The following is a 14,177-nucleotide window of genomic DNA, read 5'->3' as shown; positions in this document are numbered from 1 at the left end:
TCTCGCGACGAGGAGGCCGAGTGACGGCGGGGAGCGAGGTGGCCGCGCGCTCCCTTCGAACGGACCGGAACTTCGCGGTCTTCTGGTTCGTGCAGGCGTTGTCCGAGGTGGGCAACGCGTTCGCGCTGGTCGCGGTGCCGCTGCTGGTGCTGGAGGCGACCGGGTCGGTGGCCCGGATGGGCCTCCTGACCGCGACCGCGGGAGCGGCGTCGGTGGTCACGGGGCTCTTCGCCGGGACGCTGGTGGACCGGTTCGACCGGCGGCGGCTGATGGTGCTGTGCGAGGTGGCGCGGGCCGTGCTGTACGGGCTGATACCGGTGTGCTGGGCGGCCGACCCGCAGATGTGGCTCCTGTACGCGGTGATGGGAGCGGCCGCCGTCCTCGAGATGATCTTTCAGGTGGCCTACGTCGCGGCCATCCCGAACCTGGTGGACAAGGAGCGGATCAGCGCGGCGAACGGCCTGCTGCAGACGACGAACTCCGCCGCCTATGTGCTCGGGCCGATGCTGGCGGGCCTGGTCGCCGGGGTGTTCGGCGTCACGGCGGCGCTCTCGATCAACGCGGCGAGCTTCGCCGTCTCGGCGGTGGGCCTGGCGTTGATCAGGTTCCGGCCGCGCGAGGAGCGGGCGGTCGCGGCCCGGTGGTTCGACCTGCGGGAGGGCTTCCTGGCCGGAGCGGGGTTCCTGTGGCGGACGCCGGTGCTGCGGGCCCTGACCCTCCTGCTCACGGTGTTCCTGTTCCTGAGTCTCGGGATGACCGACGTCTTCATCTACCACGTACGGCACGACCTGGGGCAGAACGACCGGGTGGTCGGTTACGTCATGGGAGCGGCGGGCATCGGCACGATCGCGGGCGCGGCGCTGATGTCGCCGCTGCGCAGGTGGTGGGGGTTCGGGCCGTGCTGGCTCGGGTCGGTCGGGCTGTGCGGGGTCGTGGTGGCCGTCGCGGGAGTGGCGGGCAACGTCGTGGTGGCCGGCGGAATGGTGCTGGCGTACTCGCTCGGCGTGGCCCTGGCGGGCCTGTGCTCGATGAGCCTGCGGCAGGAGGTGACGCCCGACCATCTGCTGGGCCGCGTCACCTCGGCGTTCTGGACCATGCACAACGTGCTCGCCCCGATCGGAGCCGTGGTGCTCACCGCTCTCGCGAAAGGCGTCGGCGTCAAGGACACGCTGCTGGCGGCGGGCGCGGCGTTCCTCTGCGTCGCCGGCGTCGGCCTGTTCACCCCGGTCCGGCTCCGCCGCCCGGCGATCGCCGCCGACGCGGCGGCGGCGCCGCCAGGCCGAGGGCGGCGCCCCTCAGGAGCGTCGGGCTCATCGACCACGGGATGAGAGGGCGTGCTTCCGCCCGGCCAGGCGTACGGACCGGCGAGGCCGGCGCGACGGGGTGGCGACGCGCCGGCCTCGCCGGTCAGACCGTGCGCAGTGCCTCGGTCGGCGACAGGCGGGCGGCGCGGAGGGCCGGTAGCAGGCCGGCGAGGGCGCCGATCGCGATGGCCGAGCCGATTCCGCCCGCCCAGGCCTCGGCCGGGATGACCACGGCCCAGTGCTTGGTGCCCGCGTAGACGGCGGTGGCCGCCGCGCCGGACGCGACGCCCGCGGCGCCGCCGAGCAGCGCCAGCATGATCGCCTCCGAGAGGAACTGGCCGCGGATCTGCCCCCGCGTCGCCCCGAGGGCGCGGCGGAGCCCGATCTCCGAACGGCGCTCCAGCACCGAGATGATCATGATGTTCGCCACCCCGACCGCGCCGACGATCAGCGCGACGGCGCCGAGGCCCAGGAACAGGCTGTTGAACGCCCCGCTCGCCGCCGCGCGGGCGGTGAGGGCGTCGGACGGCTGGCTGACGTCGACCTCGTTCGGCGCCTCCGGGTTCGCGGTCTGCCCGAGCACGGCCTGCACGTCGGCGACGTGGTCGGTCCGAGCCCGTACGTAGATCGTGCTGGGCGGCCCGACGGCGAGCTTGCCCTGGGAGATGCTCGCGTAGCCGAGGTAACGCTGGGCGGCCGGGTACCCGATCAGGACGCTCGTGTCGATGTCGGGTGTGAGCACCGCCGGGTCGAGGATGCCGCCGACGTAGAACCACTGGCCGCCGAGCCAGACGCGCTCTCCCGGGTAGACCCGGTCGACGCCCATCCGCTGCGCGGCGACCGCGCCGAGCACCGCGACCGGCTGGGTGGCGGTCGCGGAGTTCAGCCAGCGGCCCTGCGCGACCGAGGTGGCGAGGACGGACGGCAGGTTCAGGCTGGCCGCCCTGACCTTCAGCGCGTTGGTGGTGATCGGCGGGATGAGCGGGCTGCGGTACACCTTGGCGTCCTCGACGGTGCCCACGTGGGCCACCTGCTCGACCGCCGGCAGGTGCGAGATCCTCGACGTCGCCTCGAGCGGCAGTCGCGCGGTCCGCCCGGTGAAGGACTGCCCGTTGTTCGCGGTCAGCAGGTTGGTGCCGAGCCGGTCGATCTCTGACAGCAGCCCCGCCTGGGACGAGGAGGACAGCCCGAGCACCGCGACGATCGCCGCCACGCCGATGGCGATGCCGAGCGCGGACAGCGCCGCCCGCAGGGGCCGGGCGCGCAGCCCGGTGCTCGCCACCCGCGCCTGGTCGCCCAGGGCCAGCCGGGTGGGAACGAGCGTGGTCGCGGCCCTCACGGCACCTCCTCCGGCGTCGGCACGCGCACGCCGTCGACGGCGCTGTCGGAGACGATCCGCCCGTCGAGCACGTGCACCTGGCGCGGCAGCCGGGCGGCCAGGCCGCCGTCGTGCGTGATGATGACGATCGTCGCGCCCTCGGCGTTGAGCTCGTGCAGGAGTTCGAGGATCGACGCGCCGGTCGTGCTGTCGAGGTTGCCGGTCGGCTCGTCGGCGAGCACGATCGCCGGCCGGCCGACCAGCGCGCGGGCGATCGCCACGCGCTGGCGCTGGCCACCGGACATCTTGGCCGGACGGAACCCCGCCCGGTGGGTGAGCCCGACCCGGGCGAGCGCCTCGGCGGCCCGTGCCCGCCGCTCGCCGACGGGGACCCCGGCGTACAGCAGCCCGTTCGCCACGTTGTCCACCGCCGAGCTGTGCTCGTCGAGGAAGAACTGCTGGAAGACGAACCCGATGCTGCGGGCCCGCAGCGCCGCCAGCCGGCGGTCGTCCAGGTCCGCGACGTCGACGCCGTCGATCCGCACGGTGCCGCTGGTGGGCCGGTCGAGAGTGCCCATGACGTGCAGGAGCGTCGTCTTGCCGGAGCCGGAGGGCCCGACGATCGCCACCAGCTCGCCCTCCCGTACGGTGAGGTCGACGCCGCGCAGCGCGGCCACCGGCGGCTGCTCGCCGTAGGTCTTGGTGACCGACTCCAGCTCCAGGACGGGGACGGCCTCATCGGGGGTGGATTCGGCGCTCATGTCGAGGGCACCACCACTCGCTCGCCCGCCGCCAGGTTCCCCGACACCTGCACCAGCCCGTCGGCGTTGTCGAACAGGCCGAGCGTGACCGGCACCGTCTGGTGCACGCCGCGGGCGTCGACCCGCTCCACCGCGTACCCGCCCCCGGCCTGCCCGATCAGCGCGGTGACCGGGACGATCAGCGCCTGTTTCACGCCGTCGGTGGTGATCTGCACCTGCACCGGGGCCTGGTCGAGGTCGCCCGCGACCTTCGGGTGCGTGAGCGTGAGGTAGACCGGGATGGTGGTGTTGGAGGAGCCCTGGTCGTCGGAGGAGGCCGACGTGGCGACCGTGCCGATGCGGGTCACCTTGCCCGTGGTGACGGTGTTGTCCGGCAGGGTGATCTGCGCCTTGTCGCCCACCTTGACGCCGGCCTGCTGGGAGGCGTCGAGGTCCACGGTCACCTGCCGGTCGGCCGACGTCGCCTCCGCGACCGGCGCGCCAGGGGCCGCCCGGCCGCCGAGCCTGGCCGTCGCCTTGGTGATCCGCAGCGGACCGGGCAGGAACACCGCGTCGCCGAGATCCAGTTCCCCGGTCTCGTCGGCGCCGATCTCGTCCTGCAGCTTCTGGAGCGCGGCCGCGGTGGCCGAGCCGAAGTAGCGGGAGTCCGGATCGAGCTCCGACTTCTTCGCGTACCCCAGCTCGACCAGGTTCGCGTTGAGCTCCCCTACGTCCCGGCCGCGGTCGCCGAGGGACAGGTTCCGGTACGCCGGTCTGGTGCCGCACAGGAGCACGATCGGCGTGTCCCCCACCCAGTACAGGATCCGGCCGCACTTGACCTGGTCGCCGGCGTTCGGCGCCCAGGTGTAGATCCCCGGGACCTGGTTGATCACGGAGTAGGGCGTGCCGTCGTCCTGCGCGGCGTACGAGAGCGTGCCGCTCTGGCTGATCTGGGCGGACAACGGGCCCTGCCGTACCGGGACCAGCGAGCCGCCGGCGCCGGCCGGCGGGGGCGTGCCGTCCCCGCCGCCGAACGGGTGCACGGCGACGATCGCACCGCCCGCCGCCAGCACCACGATGACGCCGGCCACCGACCTCCCGCGCCGGAACCGGCGCCGCTTCGCGCGGCCGGGCGCGCCGGTGGTGTCGGGCGCTTCGGCGTCCGACTCGGAGACACTCATGGTCACTGGCCACCGGCCCCGGGAGCGCCGGCGGGCAGCAGTTTCTGGCACTTCTGCGTCGCGGCCTTGAACTGCGGCGAGTTGGGGTCGACGCCCTGCCCCGGGCCGCCCTTGAAGATGATGGCCCCGTTCTGCGGGTCGGGGAAGTCCGGCACCCCGTTCTGGCGCATGCAGGTGACGTACTTCAGCATCTGCGCCTGCTGCTTCGGGTCCTGGGCCCCTCTCGCCTGCCCGCTCGGCGCGTACGCCTTGCACGCCTGCTGCGCCGCCTTGAACTTCGGGCTGTCGGGGTCCATGTCGGTGCCCTTCTTCATGATGATCGTGGACCGCCCGTCGGCCGTCGGGTCGGGGAAGCTCGGCACCCCGTGGGTCCTCATGCACTGGGCGTACCGCACCGCCTTGGTGGAGGTCGTCGCCTTGCCGCCGGCGGCGGTGGAGCTCGACGCGCTCGACGAGCCGCCGGACCCGCCACAGCCCGCGGTCCCGAAGGCCGCCGCCGCCACGGCCAGCAGGGCCGCGCTCCTCATTCGTCCGTTCATGTCCTGCTCCTTCGCATCGGTGGGATGTGCCGGAGACCGTACGGACGAGGCGGTCACAGGGCGGTGCGCGGACCTGTGACCCGGCTGTGACCGGGTATCGGGCATTCTCGACACCATGAATCGGTCGTTCGCCCACCTCGCGGAACGCGGGCGATGAGAGTGCTGGTGGTCGAGGACCACGTCGAGCTCGCCGAGTCGGTGGCGCGGGTCCTGCGCCGCGAGGGGATGGCCGTCGACCTGTCCCACGACGGCGAGGACGCGCTGGAGCGTACGGCGGTGACCGGCTACGACGTGGTCGTGCTCGACCGGGACCTGCCCGGCGTCCACGGCGACGACGTCTGCCGCACCCTGGTGGCGCAGGCCACCCGCGTGCTGATGCTGACGGCGTCGGGCACCCTTGAGGACCGCGTCGACGGCCTCAGCATGGGAGCGGACGACTACCTGCCCAAGCCGTTCGCCTACGCCGAGCTGATCGCGCGGATCCGGGCGGTCGCCCGGCGCTCGCGGACCGCCTCGCCCCCCGTCCTGACCCACGGCGACCTGCGGCTGGATCCGGCACAGCGCGTCGCCACCCGCGCGGGCATGCGCCTGCCGCTCAGCCCGAAGGAGCTCGCGGTGCTGGAGTACCTCCTCACCGCCGACGGCCGTGCCGTCTCCGCCGAAGAACTGCTCGAACGGGTGTGGGACGAGGCGGCCGACCCGTTCACCACGACCGTCAAGGCGACGATCAACCGGCTGCGGGCCAAACTCGGCGCGCCGCCCGTGATAGAGACCGTTCCCCAAGCCGGCTACCGGATCTGACGCCCATGCGCCTCCTGCTCCTCATCCGCCGGCTGCCGCCCCGTACGGTCCGGCTGCGCCTCACCCTGCTGTACGGCGCCCTGTTCGCGGTCTCCGGTGCGGTCCTGCTCGCCGTCACCTACCTGCTCGTCAGCAACTCGACGGGCCGGCTCGTCTTCCTCAGCTTTCACAGGGACCCGGCCTCCGATCCCGGCGCTCAACCGCTTCCGCTCCCCGACGACCTGGCGCGGGCCCGGACGGGGGCGGCCCGCCAGCACGCCGCCGAACTGCACGAGCTGCTGGTCCAGTCCGGGATCGCGCTGGCGATCACTCTGGTGATCTCCATCGCGCTCGGCTGGCTGGTCGCCGGGCGGGTGCTGCGCCCGCTGCAGACCATGACCACCGCGATCCGGCAGATCTCGGCGCGCAACGTCCACGAGCGGCTGGCCGCCGGCGGCCCCCGCGACGAGCTGAAGGACCTGGCCGACACCGTCGACGGCCTCCTCGGCCGGCTGGAGACCGCCCTCGACGCACACAAGCGCTTCGTCGCCAACGCCGCCCACGAACTGCGCACACCACTGACGCTCCAGCACGCGCTGCTCGAGGAGACCCTCACCGACCGCGCGGCCACGCTGTCGTCCTTCCAGGCGACCTTCGAACGGCTGCTGGTCAACAGCGAGCAGCAGGAACGCCTGCTGGAGTCGCTCCTCACCCTCACCCGCAGCGAACGCGGCCTCGACCGGCGCCGCCCCCTGGACCTGGCGACGATCGCCGACCACGTGCTGCTCGCCCCCCGTCCGGAGGCCGCCCTGCTGCGCGTCGGGGCCGACACCGCGCCGGCCCCGGCCTCGGGCGACCGGACCCTCGTCGAACGCCTGGTGACCAACCTGGTCGACAACGCCACGCACTACAACCACGCGGACGGGTGGGTGGAGGTCACCACCGCGACCGTCGCCGGACGCGCCGTCCTCTCCGTGGCCAACACCGGGCCGGTCATCCCGGCCGAGCAGGTCGACCGGCTCTTCGAGCCGTTCCAGCGCCTCGGCGACCGCACCGCGCGCAACGACGGCCACCACGGCCTCGGCCTGTCGATCGTCCGCGCCATCGCGGCCGCCCACGACGCCACCGTCACCGCCCGCGCCCGCCCGGAGGGCGGCCTCATCGTGGAAGTGGCCTTCCCCGCCGGGGAGCTCGCGGCCGTCACGGCACAATGAGGGGCGTGCCCGGATCGGACTCCTCCAACGTGAACTGCGTGTGCGGGCTGCCCGCGCCGTACGACGACTGCTGCGGGCGGTTCCACCGCGGCGACGCGAACGCGCCGACCGCCGAACGCCTCATGCGGTCGCGCTTCAGCGCCTTCGGCGTCCAGGACGAGGCGTACCTCCTGCGCACCTGGCACCCGTCGACGCGCCCGCCGCGGATCGACTTCGACCCCGCCCTGCGGTGGCAGCGGCTGGAGATCCTGGCGACCACGGGCGGACGCCTCCTCGACACCGAGGGGACCGTGCGCTTCCGCGCCCACTTCATCAGGCGGAAGCGCCCCGGTGCGCTGGAGGAGAACAGCCGCTTCGTCCTCCACGACGGCGTCTGGCTGTACGTCACCGCCCTCCCCTGAGCCGAGGTCATCCGGACCCGGACCTCCGGTTCCGGGCGCACTACACTCGGGCCGTGTGAAGGCCGAAGAGGAGCGACCGATGCGCGCGGACGCCCGGCGCAACCGCGAGCGGATCCTCAAGGCCGCCCGTGAGGTGTTCGCCGAACAGGGCGCCGCCGCGCAGATGGAGCCGATCGCCCGGCGCGCGGGGGTGGGCGTGGGCACGCTCTACCGCAACTTCCCCACCAGGAGGGCCCTCATCGGCGCCATGCGCGCCGAGTGGACGGCCGAGCGGACCGCCAACCTCGAACGCGCCCTCGCCACGACCGACCCCTGGACGGCCGTCACCGAGTACGTCCGCCGCGGCGCCGAGGCCATGAGCCGCGACGCGGGCCTGCGGGAGGTCTTCCCCGACCTTCCCGCCAAGGAGACCACGCCCGAGGACGAGGCCGCGTTCCGCGACCGGCTCACCGTGCTCGTCCGCCGCGCGCACGACGCCGGCGCGCTCCGGCCCGAGGTCACCGCCGAGACCTACAACGGCATGATGGTCGGCCTGGGCGCCGCCATCACGGCCGGCACCGACTGGCGGCTCGCCGCGGACATCCTGCTCGCCGGCCTGCGCGCCACGCCCACCTGAGTGGACACCCCGCCCGCTTCGAAGATCGTCAATCCGTCGCGGCCGAGCCGACCGGGAAGGTCGTGCCGGGCGCGGCGTAGTCGATCGGGCCGGTGAACCGGGCCGCCGCACGGGCGACCGCCTGCCGTGGGGTGAGGAAGGGTCCGACATGCGTGACGATCAGCCGTCCTGCCCCTGCCTCTGGTCAGCGTGAGCGCGCCGACGCGCACCCGATGACCGTCATGCAGTTCATCGACGGCGAAGGCGGACTCGATGGGGCTGCGGGCGGAGGTGTTGGTGAGGAAGTGCGCCAGCCGGTCGGCCACGCCCGGCGGGCCGTACAGAGGGATCGGAGCTTCGAGCCGGACGTCGGCGAACAGGGCGCCGTAGTAGGCGGTGAGCAGGTCCGCGGTGTGATCGGCGTGCAGGTGCGAGATCCAGATCGCGTCCAGTTCGTCCAACCGGACGTGTCGTTGCAGCGGCGCCAGCGTCCCGGTGCCCGCGTCCACCCACACCCGGGTGTCTCCGCCGGACACCAGGTAGCCGGAGCACGGGTTGTCCACGCTCGGGTACGGCGACGCGGAACCCAGAACGGTGAGACGGAGATCCTCGCTGGTCATCCGCGAAGTCTAGGGACACCGCCGTTCGTACTCGGTGAGGATCGTCTGGAGCGTCCGCCACTCGGCGGAGAACCGGGCGCGGTCGTCGTCCCCGGTCCCCTCACGGTCGCGGCGCACTGTGATCAACGCCTTCCACAAGGCCCAGCCGCGGCCGCGCGCCCACATCGCCGGGTCGACCGCCAGCGCCTCGCGGAACGCCCGCCGGCTCTCGGCGGTCGGCAGTTTCCAGGCGATCGCCACGTCGCAGGCCGGGTCGCCGACGCCCGAGGTGCCGAAGTCGATGACCGCGGCCAGCCTGCCGTGTCGGACCAGCAGGTTGCCGGTGGCCACGTCGCCGTGGAACCAGACCGGGCTCCCCTGCCGGCCGGCGTCGAGCGCCGCCTCCCAGATCTCCGTCACCGTGCCGGCCGGGATCCGGTCCTTCAACGCGTCGATCGCCTCGCGGGTCTCGGCGTCGTAGGTGGCCGGCGGCCCGCCGCGGAAGAAGTTGTGCCGGCCGGCGGGCGGTCCGCCAGTCGGGTCGACCCTCCGCAGGGCGGTGAGGAACGCGGCGAGGTCGGTGGCGAAGACGGCCGGGTCGCCGATGCGCCCGGCGCTCGCGGTCTCGCCGTCGATCCACTCACGGACCGACCAGGGAAACGGGTATCCCTCGGCGGGCACGCCCCGGGCGAGCGGAACGGGGATCGGCAGCGGCAGGTGCGGCGCCAGCCTCGGCAGCCAGGTGTGCTCCTTGTCGACCTGCGCGGCGTACCCCTCGGCGCTGGGCAGCCGCACGGTCATCGTGTCGCCGAGGTGGAACGTCCGGTTGTCCCAGCCGTCATCGGCGACCGGGCGTACGGACAGGCCGGCCCACTGGGGGAACTGCGCCCGCACGAGCCGCCGGACCAGCGCGGCGTCGATCGCCGGGGCGCGGTCGTGTCCGTCCGGGTTCATCCGCCCCAGACTCGCGACCCGGCCCCGCCCCGGCAACCGGTTTTCCGGGTGCTGGAGCGGCCCCGGTCAGGTCGCCACGGTGAAGTCGGGGAGGGTGAGCGCCGAGTACTCGGGGCGGCCGGTTTCCGCGGGCAGGGAGGTGAGGCCGCGCAGGGCCTCGTTGCGCTGTTCGAGGGCCTCGGTGCTGCCGGGGAACATGGTGGCGTCCCCCCTGCCGACGAGCGCCTGGTTCATCTCCACGAACGCCCGTACGCCGTCCTCGTACGCGGCGAACGCCTCCGTGTGGCCGGTCCTGGTGGCGAGCTCGCCGGCGAGCACGTACGCGCCGACCAGCGCGATGCTCGATCCCTGCCCGGTGAGGAACGAGGGCGCGTACGCGGCGTCGCCGACGAGCGCGACCCGGCCGGCGGACCATCGGGGCATCCGGATCTGGCTGACGACGTCGAAGAACAGGTCGTCGGCGGTGCGCATGGCCGCGGTCAGGCGCGGGATCTTCCAGCCGTCGCCCGCGAAGACGGAGGCGACGAGCTCGCGCTGCGCGTCGGGGTCGCGGAAGGCGTGGAAGGGCGGATCGGGACGGGTGAAGTTCAAGAAGCCGAACAGTTCGTCGCCGTCGCCGACGGCGTAGAGGGCCGCGGCCCTGCCCGGGACGTTCCACAGAACGGCCTCGTGGGAGAGGCCGAAGTCGTTGTGCATGGTGAACCCGGCGAAGCAGTAGCCCAGGTAATGGTGGAATCGCTCCTCCGGCCCGAAGACGAGCCCTCGGGTGTGGGAGTGCAGGCCGTCGGCGCCGACGACGAGGTCGAAGGTGCGCCGGGTCCCGCCGCGGAAGGTCACGTCCACGCCGCCCTCGTGGTCGTCGAGCGTGGCGATCGAGTCATTGAAGAGGAATTCCACCTCGCCGCGGACGGCGTCATAGAGGATCTCGGCGAGATCCCCGCGGCGTACCTCCAGATCGCGGCCCTCGACGCCGCCGACGAGGACCTCGGGCCGGACGGAGGTGACCAGGTCGCCGTCGGCGTCCAGGAAAGTGATCTTCTGAGAGTCGACGTGGGCGTCCTTGAGCCGCGGCACGAGTCCCATGCGCCGGACGACCTCCAGCGCCGTACCGCGGATGTCGATGGGGTAACCGCCGCCGCGCAGCGCTCCCGCCTTCTCCACGACCGTGACGTCGAACCCGTACCGGTTGAGCCAGTAGGCGAGCGCGGGACCTGCGATGCTTGCCCCGGAGACGAGGACCGTGCCTCTCGGTGAACGGCTCATTGCGTGCTCCTGTCCAGCCGTCCCGCAAGGAGGAACGACTATTTATCTACCTTAGGTATCCTTTTCGGTGGCGCGGCGATCCGTCGACCACCGCGACACCTGACGCAACTATATACCTAACTTAGGTATTTAAATGGGATGTGATGGACGACACTCGATCCGCCGGCGATGACGGCGGCCCCGACCTCGACCTCATGGCCGTGTTCCCGAGGCTGACCCAGCTCAGCCACGTGCTCAACCGCAGCGGCCTGATCGAACGCGCCATGGAGCGGGTCGGCCTCGGCCTGGACAAGCCGGCGATGTCGGTCCTGGTCACGCTGAAGATGGCCGACCGGCCCCTGCGGATCGGCGAGATCGCCGAACGCATGCAGGTCGTCGGCCCCCACGTCACCCGGCAGATGAACGAACTGGAGCGGCGGGGACTGGCGCGCCGGGCCACCGACCCGGACGACCAGCGGGCACGGCTGATCGAGCTGACCCCCGAGGGAGCGGCGGCGGCCGAGCGCTACCTGGGGACCATCCTCGGCTGGTACACCGACGTCCTCACCGGCTGGCCGGCACAGGACCGCCAGGACTTCGGCCGTCTCCTCGGCCGTTTCGTCGACGACCTCACCGCGCGCCTGGCCGCCATCGACGACGAGAACCCCGTTCCGTAACGACCGCTCCGCCGGCGGGCGCGACCGGGCGCGGGAGCAGGAACCCCACCGCCGCTCCGGTGACCATCGCGACGACATGGCCGACCGCCGCGACGTCGAGCCGCCCCAGCCCCGCGAAGATGTACGGGGCGAGCACGCCCAGGGCCGCCGCCGCGGCGAGCCGCCACCAGCCGCTCGCCGCGAACACCCTCCAGGCCCCCACGGCGGACGCGGAACCGTACAGGAGCGTGCCGAGCAGCGCGGAAGTGATCACGTACGACGGGCCGACGTCGTCGAGGAAGCGCAGCGAGGCGGGTTCCGCGCCGGTCGAGATGCGCCACGCCAGCAACCCCTCGCTGACCAGCGTGCCGATGACGTGCGCCGCCCCGATGAGCAGCAGCACCCGCAGGTTGCCGAAGCGGTGGACCAGCGGGAACAGCCCGACGACCGCGAAGACCGGCCACACCCACGGCCCGCTCTCGGAGACGAACGCCGACGCGAGGAGCACGCCGAGGGGATCCGACCGGAGGTTCGCGAGGTTGGTCGCGGCGGCGGCCACCAGCGAACGCTGCCCGGCCGGCCTCAGCGCGTAGGTGTACACCAGGGAGACGGCGCACAGTACGGCGACGAAGACGACCGGCACCGCGAACCGCCGGAAGAACAGGGCCACCCCGGCAGCTTAGATCTTCGCGCGCGGACGGCTCCCGGCGGTCAGCGCGGAGCGCCGCGCGCCACTTCCCCGGCGTCCGCGGCGTTGATCTCGGCGGCGGCCAGCAGGGCGTCGAGCAGGCCTGGGAAGCGCGCGTCGAGGTCGTCATGGCGCAGGGACAACAGATTCTCCCGGCCATAGGGACGCTGCCAGATGATCCCGCTGTCTCTCAGGACCTTCCAGTGGCGCGTCAGCGTCGACTTCGACACACCGTCCAGGATCGTCCCGCAGGACTGCTCCCCTCCCGCCGCCAGCACGCGGACGATCTGCAGTCTCAGCGGGTTCCCCAAGGCCGTGAGGACGTTCTCCAACCGGATCTGATGACGCTCGGGGTGCTGCGGGATCACGTACCCAGTGTACGTACGCGTACTTGCGAACACTTCCCCACCGCCCTTCCTGTCGGTGCCACCGTACGTAAGTTGACGCATATACGTACTGTACGCAAATATGCGTACAGTCGCACTGAAGGGTGAACCAATGACCACGAGATCCACCGCGCCGGACGGCCACGCACGGCTGGGCTGGAGCCTGGCCCTGCTGGCGCTGGCGCAGCTGATCTTCTCGCTCGATCTCAACATCGTGTTCGTGGCGCTACCGGAGATCGGCGCCGACCTGGGCTTCTCCGGCCAGACCCAGCAGTGGGTCGTCAGCGCCTACGTCGTGTTCGCGGGAGGCTTCCTGCTCCTGGGCGGGCGCGCCGCCGATCTGCTCGGCCGCCGCCGGATGTTCGTTCTCGCCCTCACGATCTACGCCGTGTCCTCACTGGCCGGCGGGCTGGCAGGCGCACCGGGCGCCCTCGTGGCCGCCCGCGCGGTCCAGGGCATCGGTGGGGCGCTCCTACTGCCCTCGACCCTCTCGCTGATCAACACCCTCTTCGAGGAAGGGCGCCGGCGAAACCGGGCCCTCGCCGTCTGGGGCGGGGCCGGAGCCAGCGGCCTCACCGTCGGCGCCCTGCTCGGCGGCGTCCTCACGCAGGCCTTCGGCTGGCCCGCCGTCTTCTTCGTCAACGTGCCGCTGGCCGGCCTCGCCGCCGTCGCCGCGACGTTCGTCATCCCCCGTGACGGAGGACGTCCTGAGGGCCGTGCCTTCGACCTGCCCGGCGCGCTGACGGTGACCGGCGGCGCGACGCTGCTGGTGTTCGCCCTCGTCCAGGCGCCCGAGATCGGCTGGCGATCCCCCGTGATCATCATCGCCGCGGCTCTGGCGGTGGTGCTGCTGGCCGCCTTCGTCGTCGTCGAGCGGCGCAGCGCCGATCCGCTGATGCCGCCCCGGCTCCTGGCCAACCGCAGCCTCGTCGCGGGGGTCACGGTCGCGTTCCTCTTCATGGCGACGTTCGGCACCCTGCCGTACTTCCTGACCGTGCTGCTGCAGACCGTGCATCACTTCGGGGCGCTGCGGACCGGTCTCGCCTTCCTCGTGCCCTCGCTGGCGATCGCGGCCGGGACCCAGCTCGGCGAGCGCCTCGCGACTCGTCTCGGCACCCGTGCCACTCTCCTGGGCGGCCTGCTCACGGGGGCGGCCGGCACCGCCGTCCTCGCGCTCGGCTTCCACGCCGACAGCGGCTATGCGGCGATCGTCCCGGGGCTGGTGATCTCGGGTGTGGGCCAGGGCGTCACCTGGACCGCCATGTGGATCGCCGCGGCGGCCGGCGTCGCCCCGCACGAACAGGGCGTCGCGTCCGGCATGGCCTCCACGACGCTCAACCTCGGCAACGCCATCGGCCTCGCGGTCCTCGTCGCCGTCGCCAACGCGGGCGCCGGGAGATCACCGCTCGGTTCCTCGATCGCCGACGGGAGCCGTACCGCGGTGCTCCTCACCGCCGCCGGCATGCTCGTGGGCACTCTCGTCGCCCTGCTGTCGCCTCGCCGGGCCGCGTCCGTCCCGGCGGCCGCCGAGGAGGCGCTCGAACCCGCCGAGGGGCGCGTGGCCTGAGGTGTGCGCGGCC

At 72.7% G+C, this 14,177-nt stretch carries 16 protein-coding genes; 7 read left to right on the top strand and 9 right to left on the bottom strand.

Going from position 1 to position 14,177, the window contains the following annotated elements; genetic code table 11:
• Positions 1–20: 20 nt before the first annotated feature.
• Complete coding sequence (locus ACQEV1_RS14265) at positions 21–1,328, top strand: MFS transporter (protein WP_433394236.1); 1,308 nt, start codon at positions 21–23, stop codon at positions 1,326–1,328.
• 79 nt (positions 1,329–1,407) lie between these two features.
• Here ACQEV1_RS14265 and ACQEV1_RS14260 read toward each other — a convergent pair whose 3' ends face one another.
• Genes ACQEV1_RS14260 through ACQEV1_RS14245 form a run of 4 tightly spaced genes read right to left on the bottom strand, consistent with a single transcriptional unit; the run spans position 1,408 to position 5,082 of the window.
• The gene (locus ACQEV1_RS14260; RefSeq protein WP_285618210.1) at positions 1,408–2,643 is read right to left on the bottom strand and encodes an ABC transporter permease; all 1,236 of its coding nucleotides are present in this window, start codon (positions 2,641–2,643) and stop codon (positions 1,408–1,410) included.
• Positions 2,640–3,383, bottom strand: a complete 744-nt coding sequence (locus ACQEV1_RS14255; protein WP_285618211.1) for an ABC transporter ATP-binding protein — start codon at positions 3,381–3,383, stop codon at positions 2,640–2,642. Before ACQEV1_RS14255 ends, ACQEV1_RS14260 begins: the two co-directional genes overlap by 4 nt.
• On the bottom strand, positions 3,380–4,543 hold the full coding sequence (locus tag ACQEV1_RS14250; protein ID WP_433394233.1) for an efflux RND transporter periplasmic adaptor subunit: 1,164 nt from the start codon (positions 4,541–4,543) through the stop codon (positions 3,380–3,382). The genes ACQEV1_RS14255 and ACQEV1_RS14250 overlap by 4 nt, the downstream gene beginning before the upstream one ends.
• A 2-nt stretch (positions 4,544–4,545) precedes the next feature.
• Positions 4,546–5,082 carry a hypothetical protein gene (locus ACQEV1_RS14245; protein ID WP_433394231.1) on the bottom strand — a complete coding sequence of 179 codons (537 nt, stop codon included), beginning with the start codon at positions 5,080–5,082 and terminating at the stop codon, positions 4,546–4,548.
• A gap of 153 nt (positions 5,083–5,235) precedes the next feature.
• Between ACQEV1_RS14245 and ACQEV1_RS14240 the strand changes: the two genes are divergently transcribed.
• The 4 genes from ACQEV1_RS14240 to ACQEV1_RS14225 all read left to right on the top strand — a co-directional run bounded on the left by ACQEV1_RS14240 (position 5,236) and on the right by ACQEV1_RS14225 (position 8,093).
• On the top strand, positions 5,236–5,883 hold the full coding sequence (locus ACQEV1_RS14240) for a response regulator transcription factor (RefSeq protein ID WP_285570070.1): 648 nt from the start codon (positions 5,236–5,238) through the stop codon (positions 5,881–5,883).
• Between the two features lie 5 nt (positions 5,884–5,888).
• Positions 5,889–7,076 (top strand): sensor histidine kinase, encoded by a 1,188-nt coding sequence (locus ACQEV1_RS14235; protein WP_433394229.1) that lies wholly within the window; start codon positions 5,889–5,891, stop codon positions 7,074–7,076.
• The gene (locus ACQEV1_RS14230) at positions 7,073–7,477 is read left to right on the top strand and encodes a YchJ family protein (protein ID WP_433394227.1); all 405 of its coding nucleotides are present in this window, start codon (positions 7,073–7,075) and stop codon (positions 7,475–7,477) included. The genes ACQEV1_RS14235 and ACQEV1_RS14230 overlap by 4 nt, the downstream gene beginning before the upstream one ends.
• Positions 7,478–7,556: 79 nt before the next feature.
• Complete coding sequence (locus tag ACQEV1_RS14225; RefSeq protein ID WP_433394225.1) at positions 7,557–8,093, top strand: TetR/AcrR family transcriptional regulator; 537 nt, start codon at positions 7,557–7,559, stop codon at positions 8,091–8,093.
• Here ACQEV1_RS14225 and ACQEV1_RS14220 read toward each other — a convergent pair.
• The 3 genes from ACQEV1_RS14220 to ACQEV1_RS14210 all read right to left on the bottom strand — a co-directional run bounded on the left by ACQEV1_RS14220 (position 7,988) and on the right by ACQEV1_RS14210 (position 10,888).
• Entirely contained in the window at positions 7,988–8,692 is a 705-nt protein-coding gene (locus ACQEV1_RS14220) for an MBL fold metallo-hydrolase (protein WP_433394223.1), read from the bottom strand. The two genes, ACQEV1_RS14225 and ACQEV1_RS14220, sit on opposite strands and share 106 nt — an antisense overlap.
• A 9-nt stretch (positions 8,693–8,701) precedes the next feature.
• The gene (locus ACQEV1_RS14215; protein WP_433394221.1) at positions 8,702–9,625 is read right to left on the bottom strand and encodes an aminoglycoside phosphotransferase family protein; all 924 of its coding nucleotides are present in this window, start codon (positions 9,623–9,625) and stop codon (positions 8,702–8,704) included.
• 66 nt (positions 9,626–9,691) lie between these two features.
• The gene (locus ACQEV1_RS14210; RefSeq protein ID WP_285618223.1) at positions 9,692–10,888 is read right to left on the bottom strand and encodes an FAD-dependent monooxygenase; all 1,197 of its coding nucleotides are present in this window, start codon (positions 10,886–10,888) and stop codon (positions 9,692–9,694) included.
• A gap of 143 nt (positions 10,889–11,031) precedes the next feature.
• Here ACQEV1_RS14210 and ACQEV1_RS14205 point away from each other — a divergent pair, with 143 nt between their 5' ends.
• Entirely contained in the window at positions 11,032–11,544 is a 513-nt protein-coding gene (locus ACQEV1_RS14205) for a MarR family winged helix-turn-helix transcriptional regulator (RefSeq protein WP_285618225.1), read from the top strand.
• Here ACQEV1_RS14205 and ACQEV1_RS14200 read toward each other — a convergent pair.
• On the bottom strand, positions 11,498–12,193 hold the full coding sequence (locus ACQEV1_RS14200) for a rhomboid-like protein (RefSeq protein WP_285618226.1): 696 nt from the start codon (positions 12,191–12,193) through the stop codon (positions 11,498–11,500). The two genes, ACQEV1_RS14205 and ACQEV1_RS14200, sit on opposite strands and share 47 nt — an antisense overlap.
• A gap of 41 nt (positions 12,194–12,234) precedes the next feature.
• Positions 12,235–12,579 carry an ArsR/SmtB family transcription factor gene (locus ACQEV1_RS14195; RefSeq protein WP_285618227.1) on the bottom strand — a complete coding sequence of 115 codons (345 nt, stop codon included), beginning with the start codon at positions 12,577–12,579 and terminating at the stop codon, positions 12,235–12,237.
• 130 nt (positions 12,580–12,709) lie between these two features.
• Here ACQEV1_RS14195 and ACQEV1_RS14190 point away from each other — a divergent pair, with 130 nt between their 5' ends.
• Entirely contained in the window at positions 12,710–14,164 is a 1,455-nt protein-coding gene (locus ACQEV1_RS14190; RefSeq protein ID WP_433394218.1) for an MFS transporter, read from the top strand.
• Positions 14,165–14,177: the final 13 nt, after the last annotated feature.

It is taken from the genome of Actinoallomurus sp. CA-142502, assembly GCF_050936355.1.
Taxonomy (GTDB): Bacteria; Actinomycetota; Actinomycetes; order Streptosporangiales; family Streptosporangiaceae; genus Actinoallomurus; species Actinoallomurus iriomotensis.
Note: the sequence above shows the minus strand (reverse complement) of the source record. Positions and strands in the feature narration are given on the sequence as shown.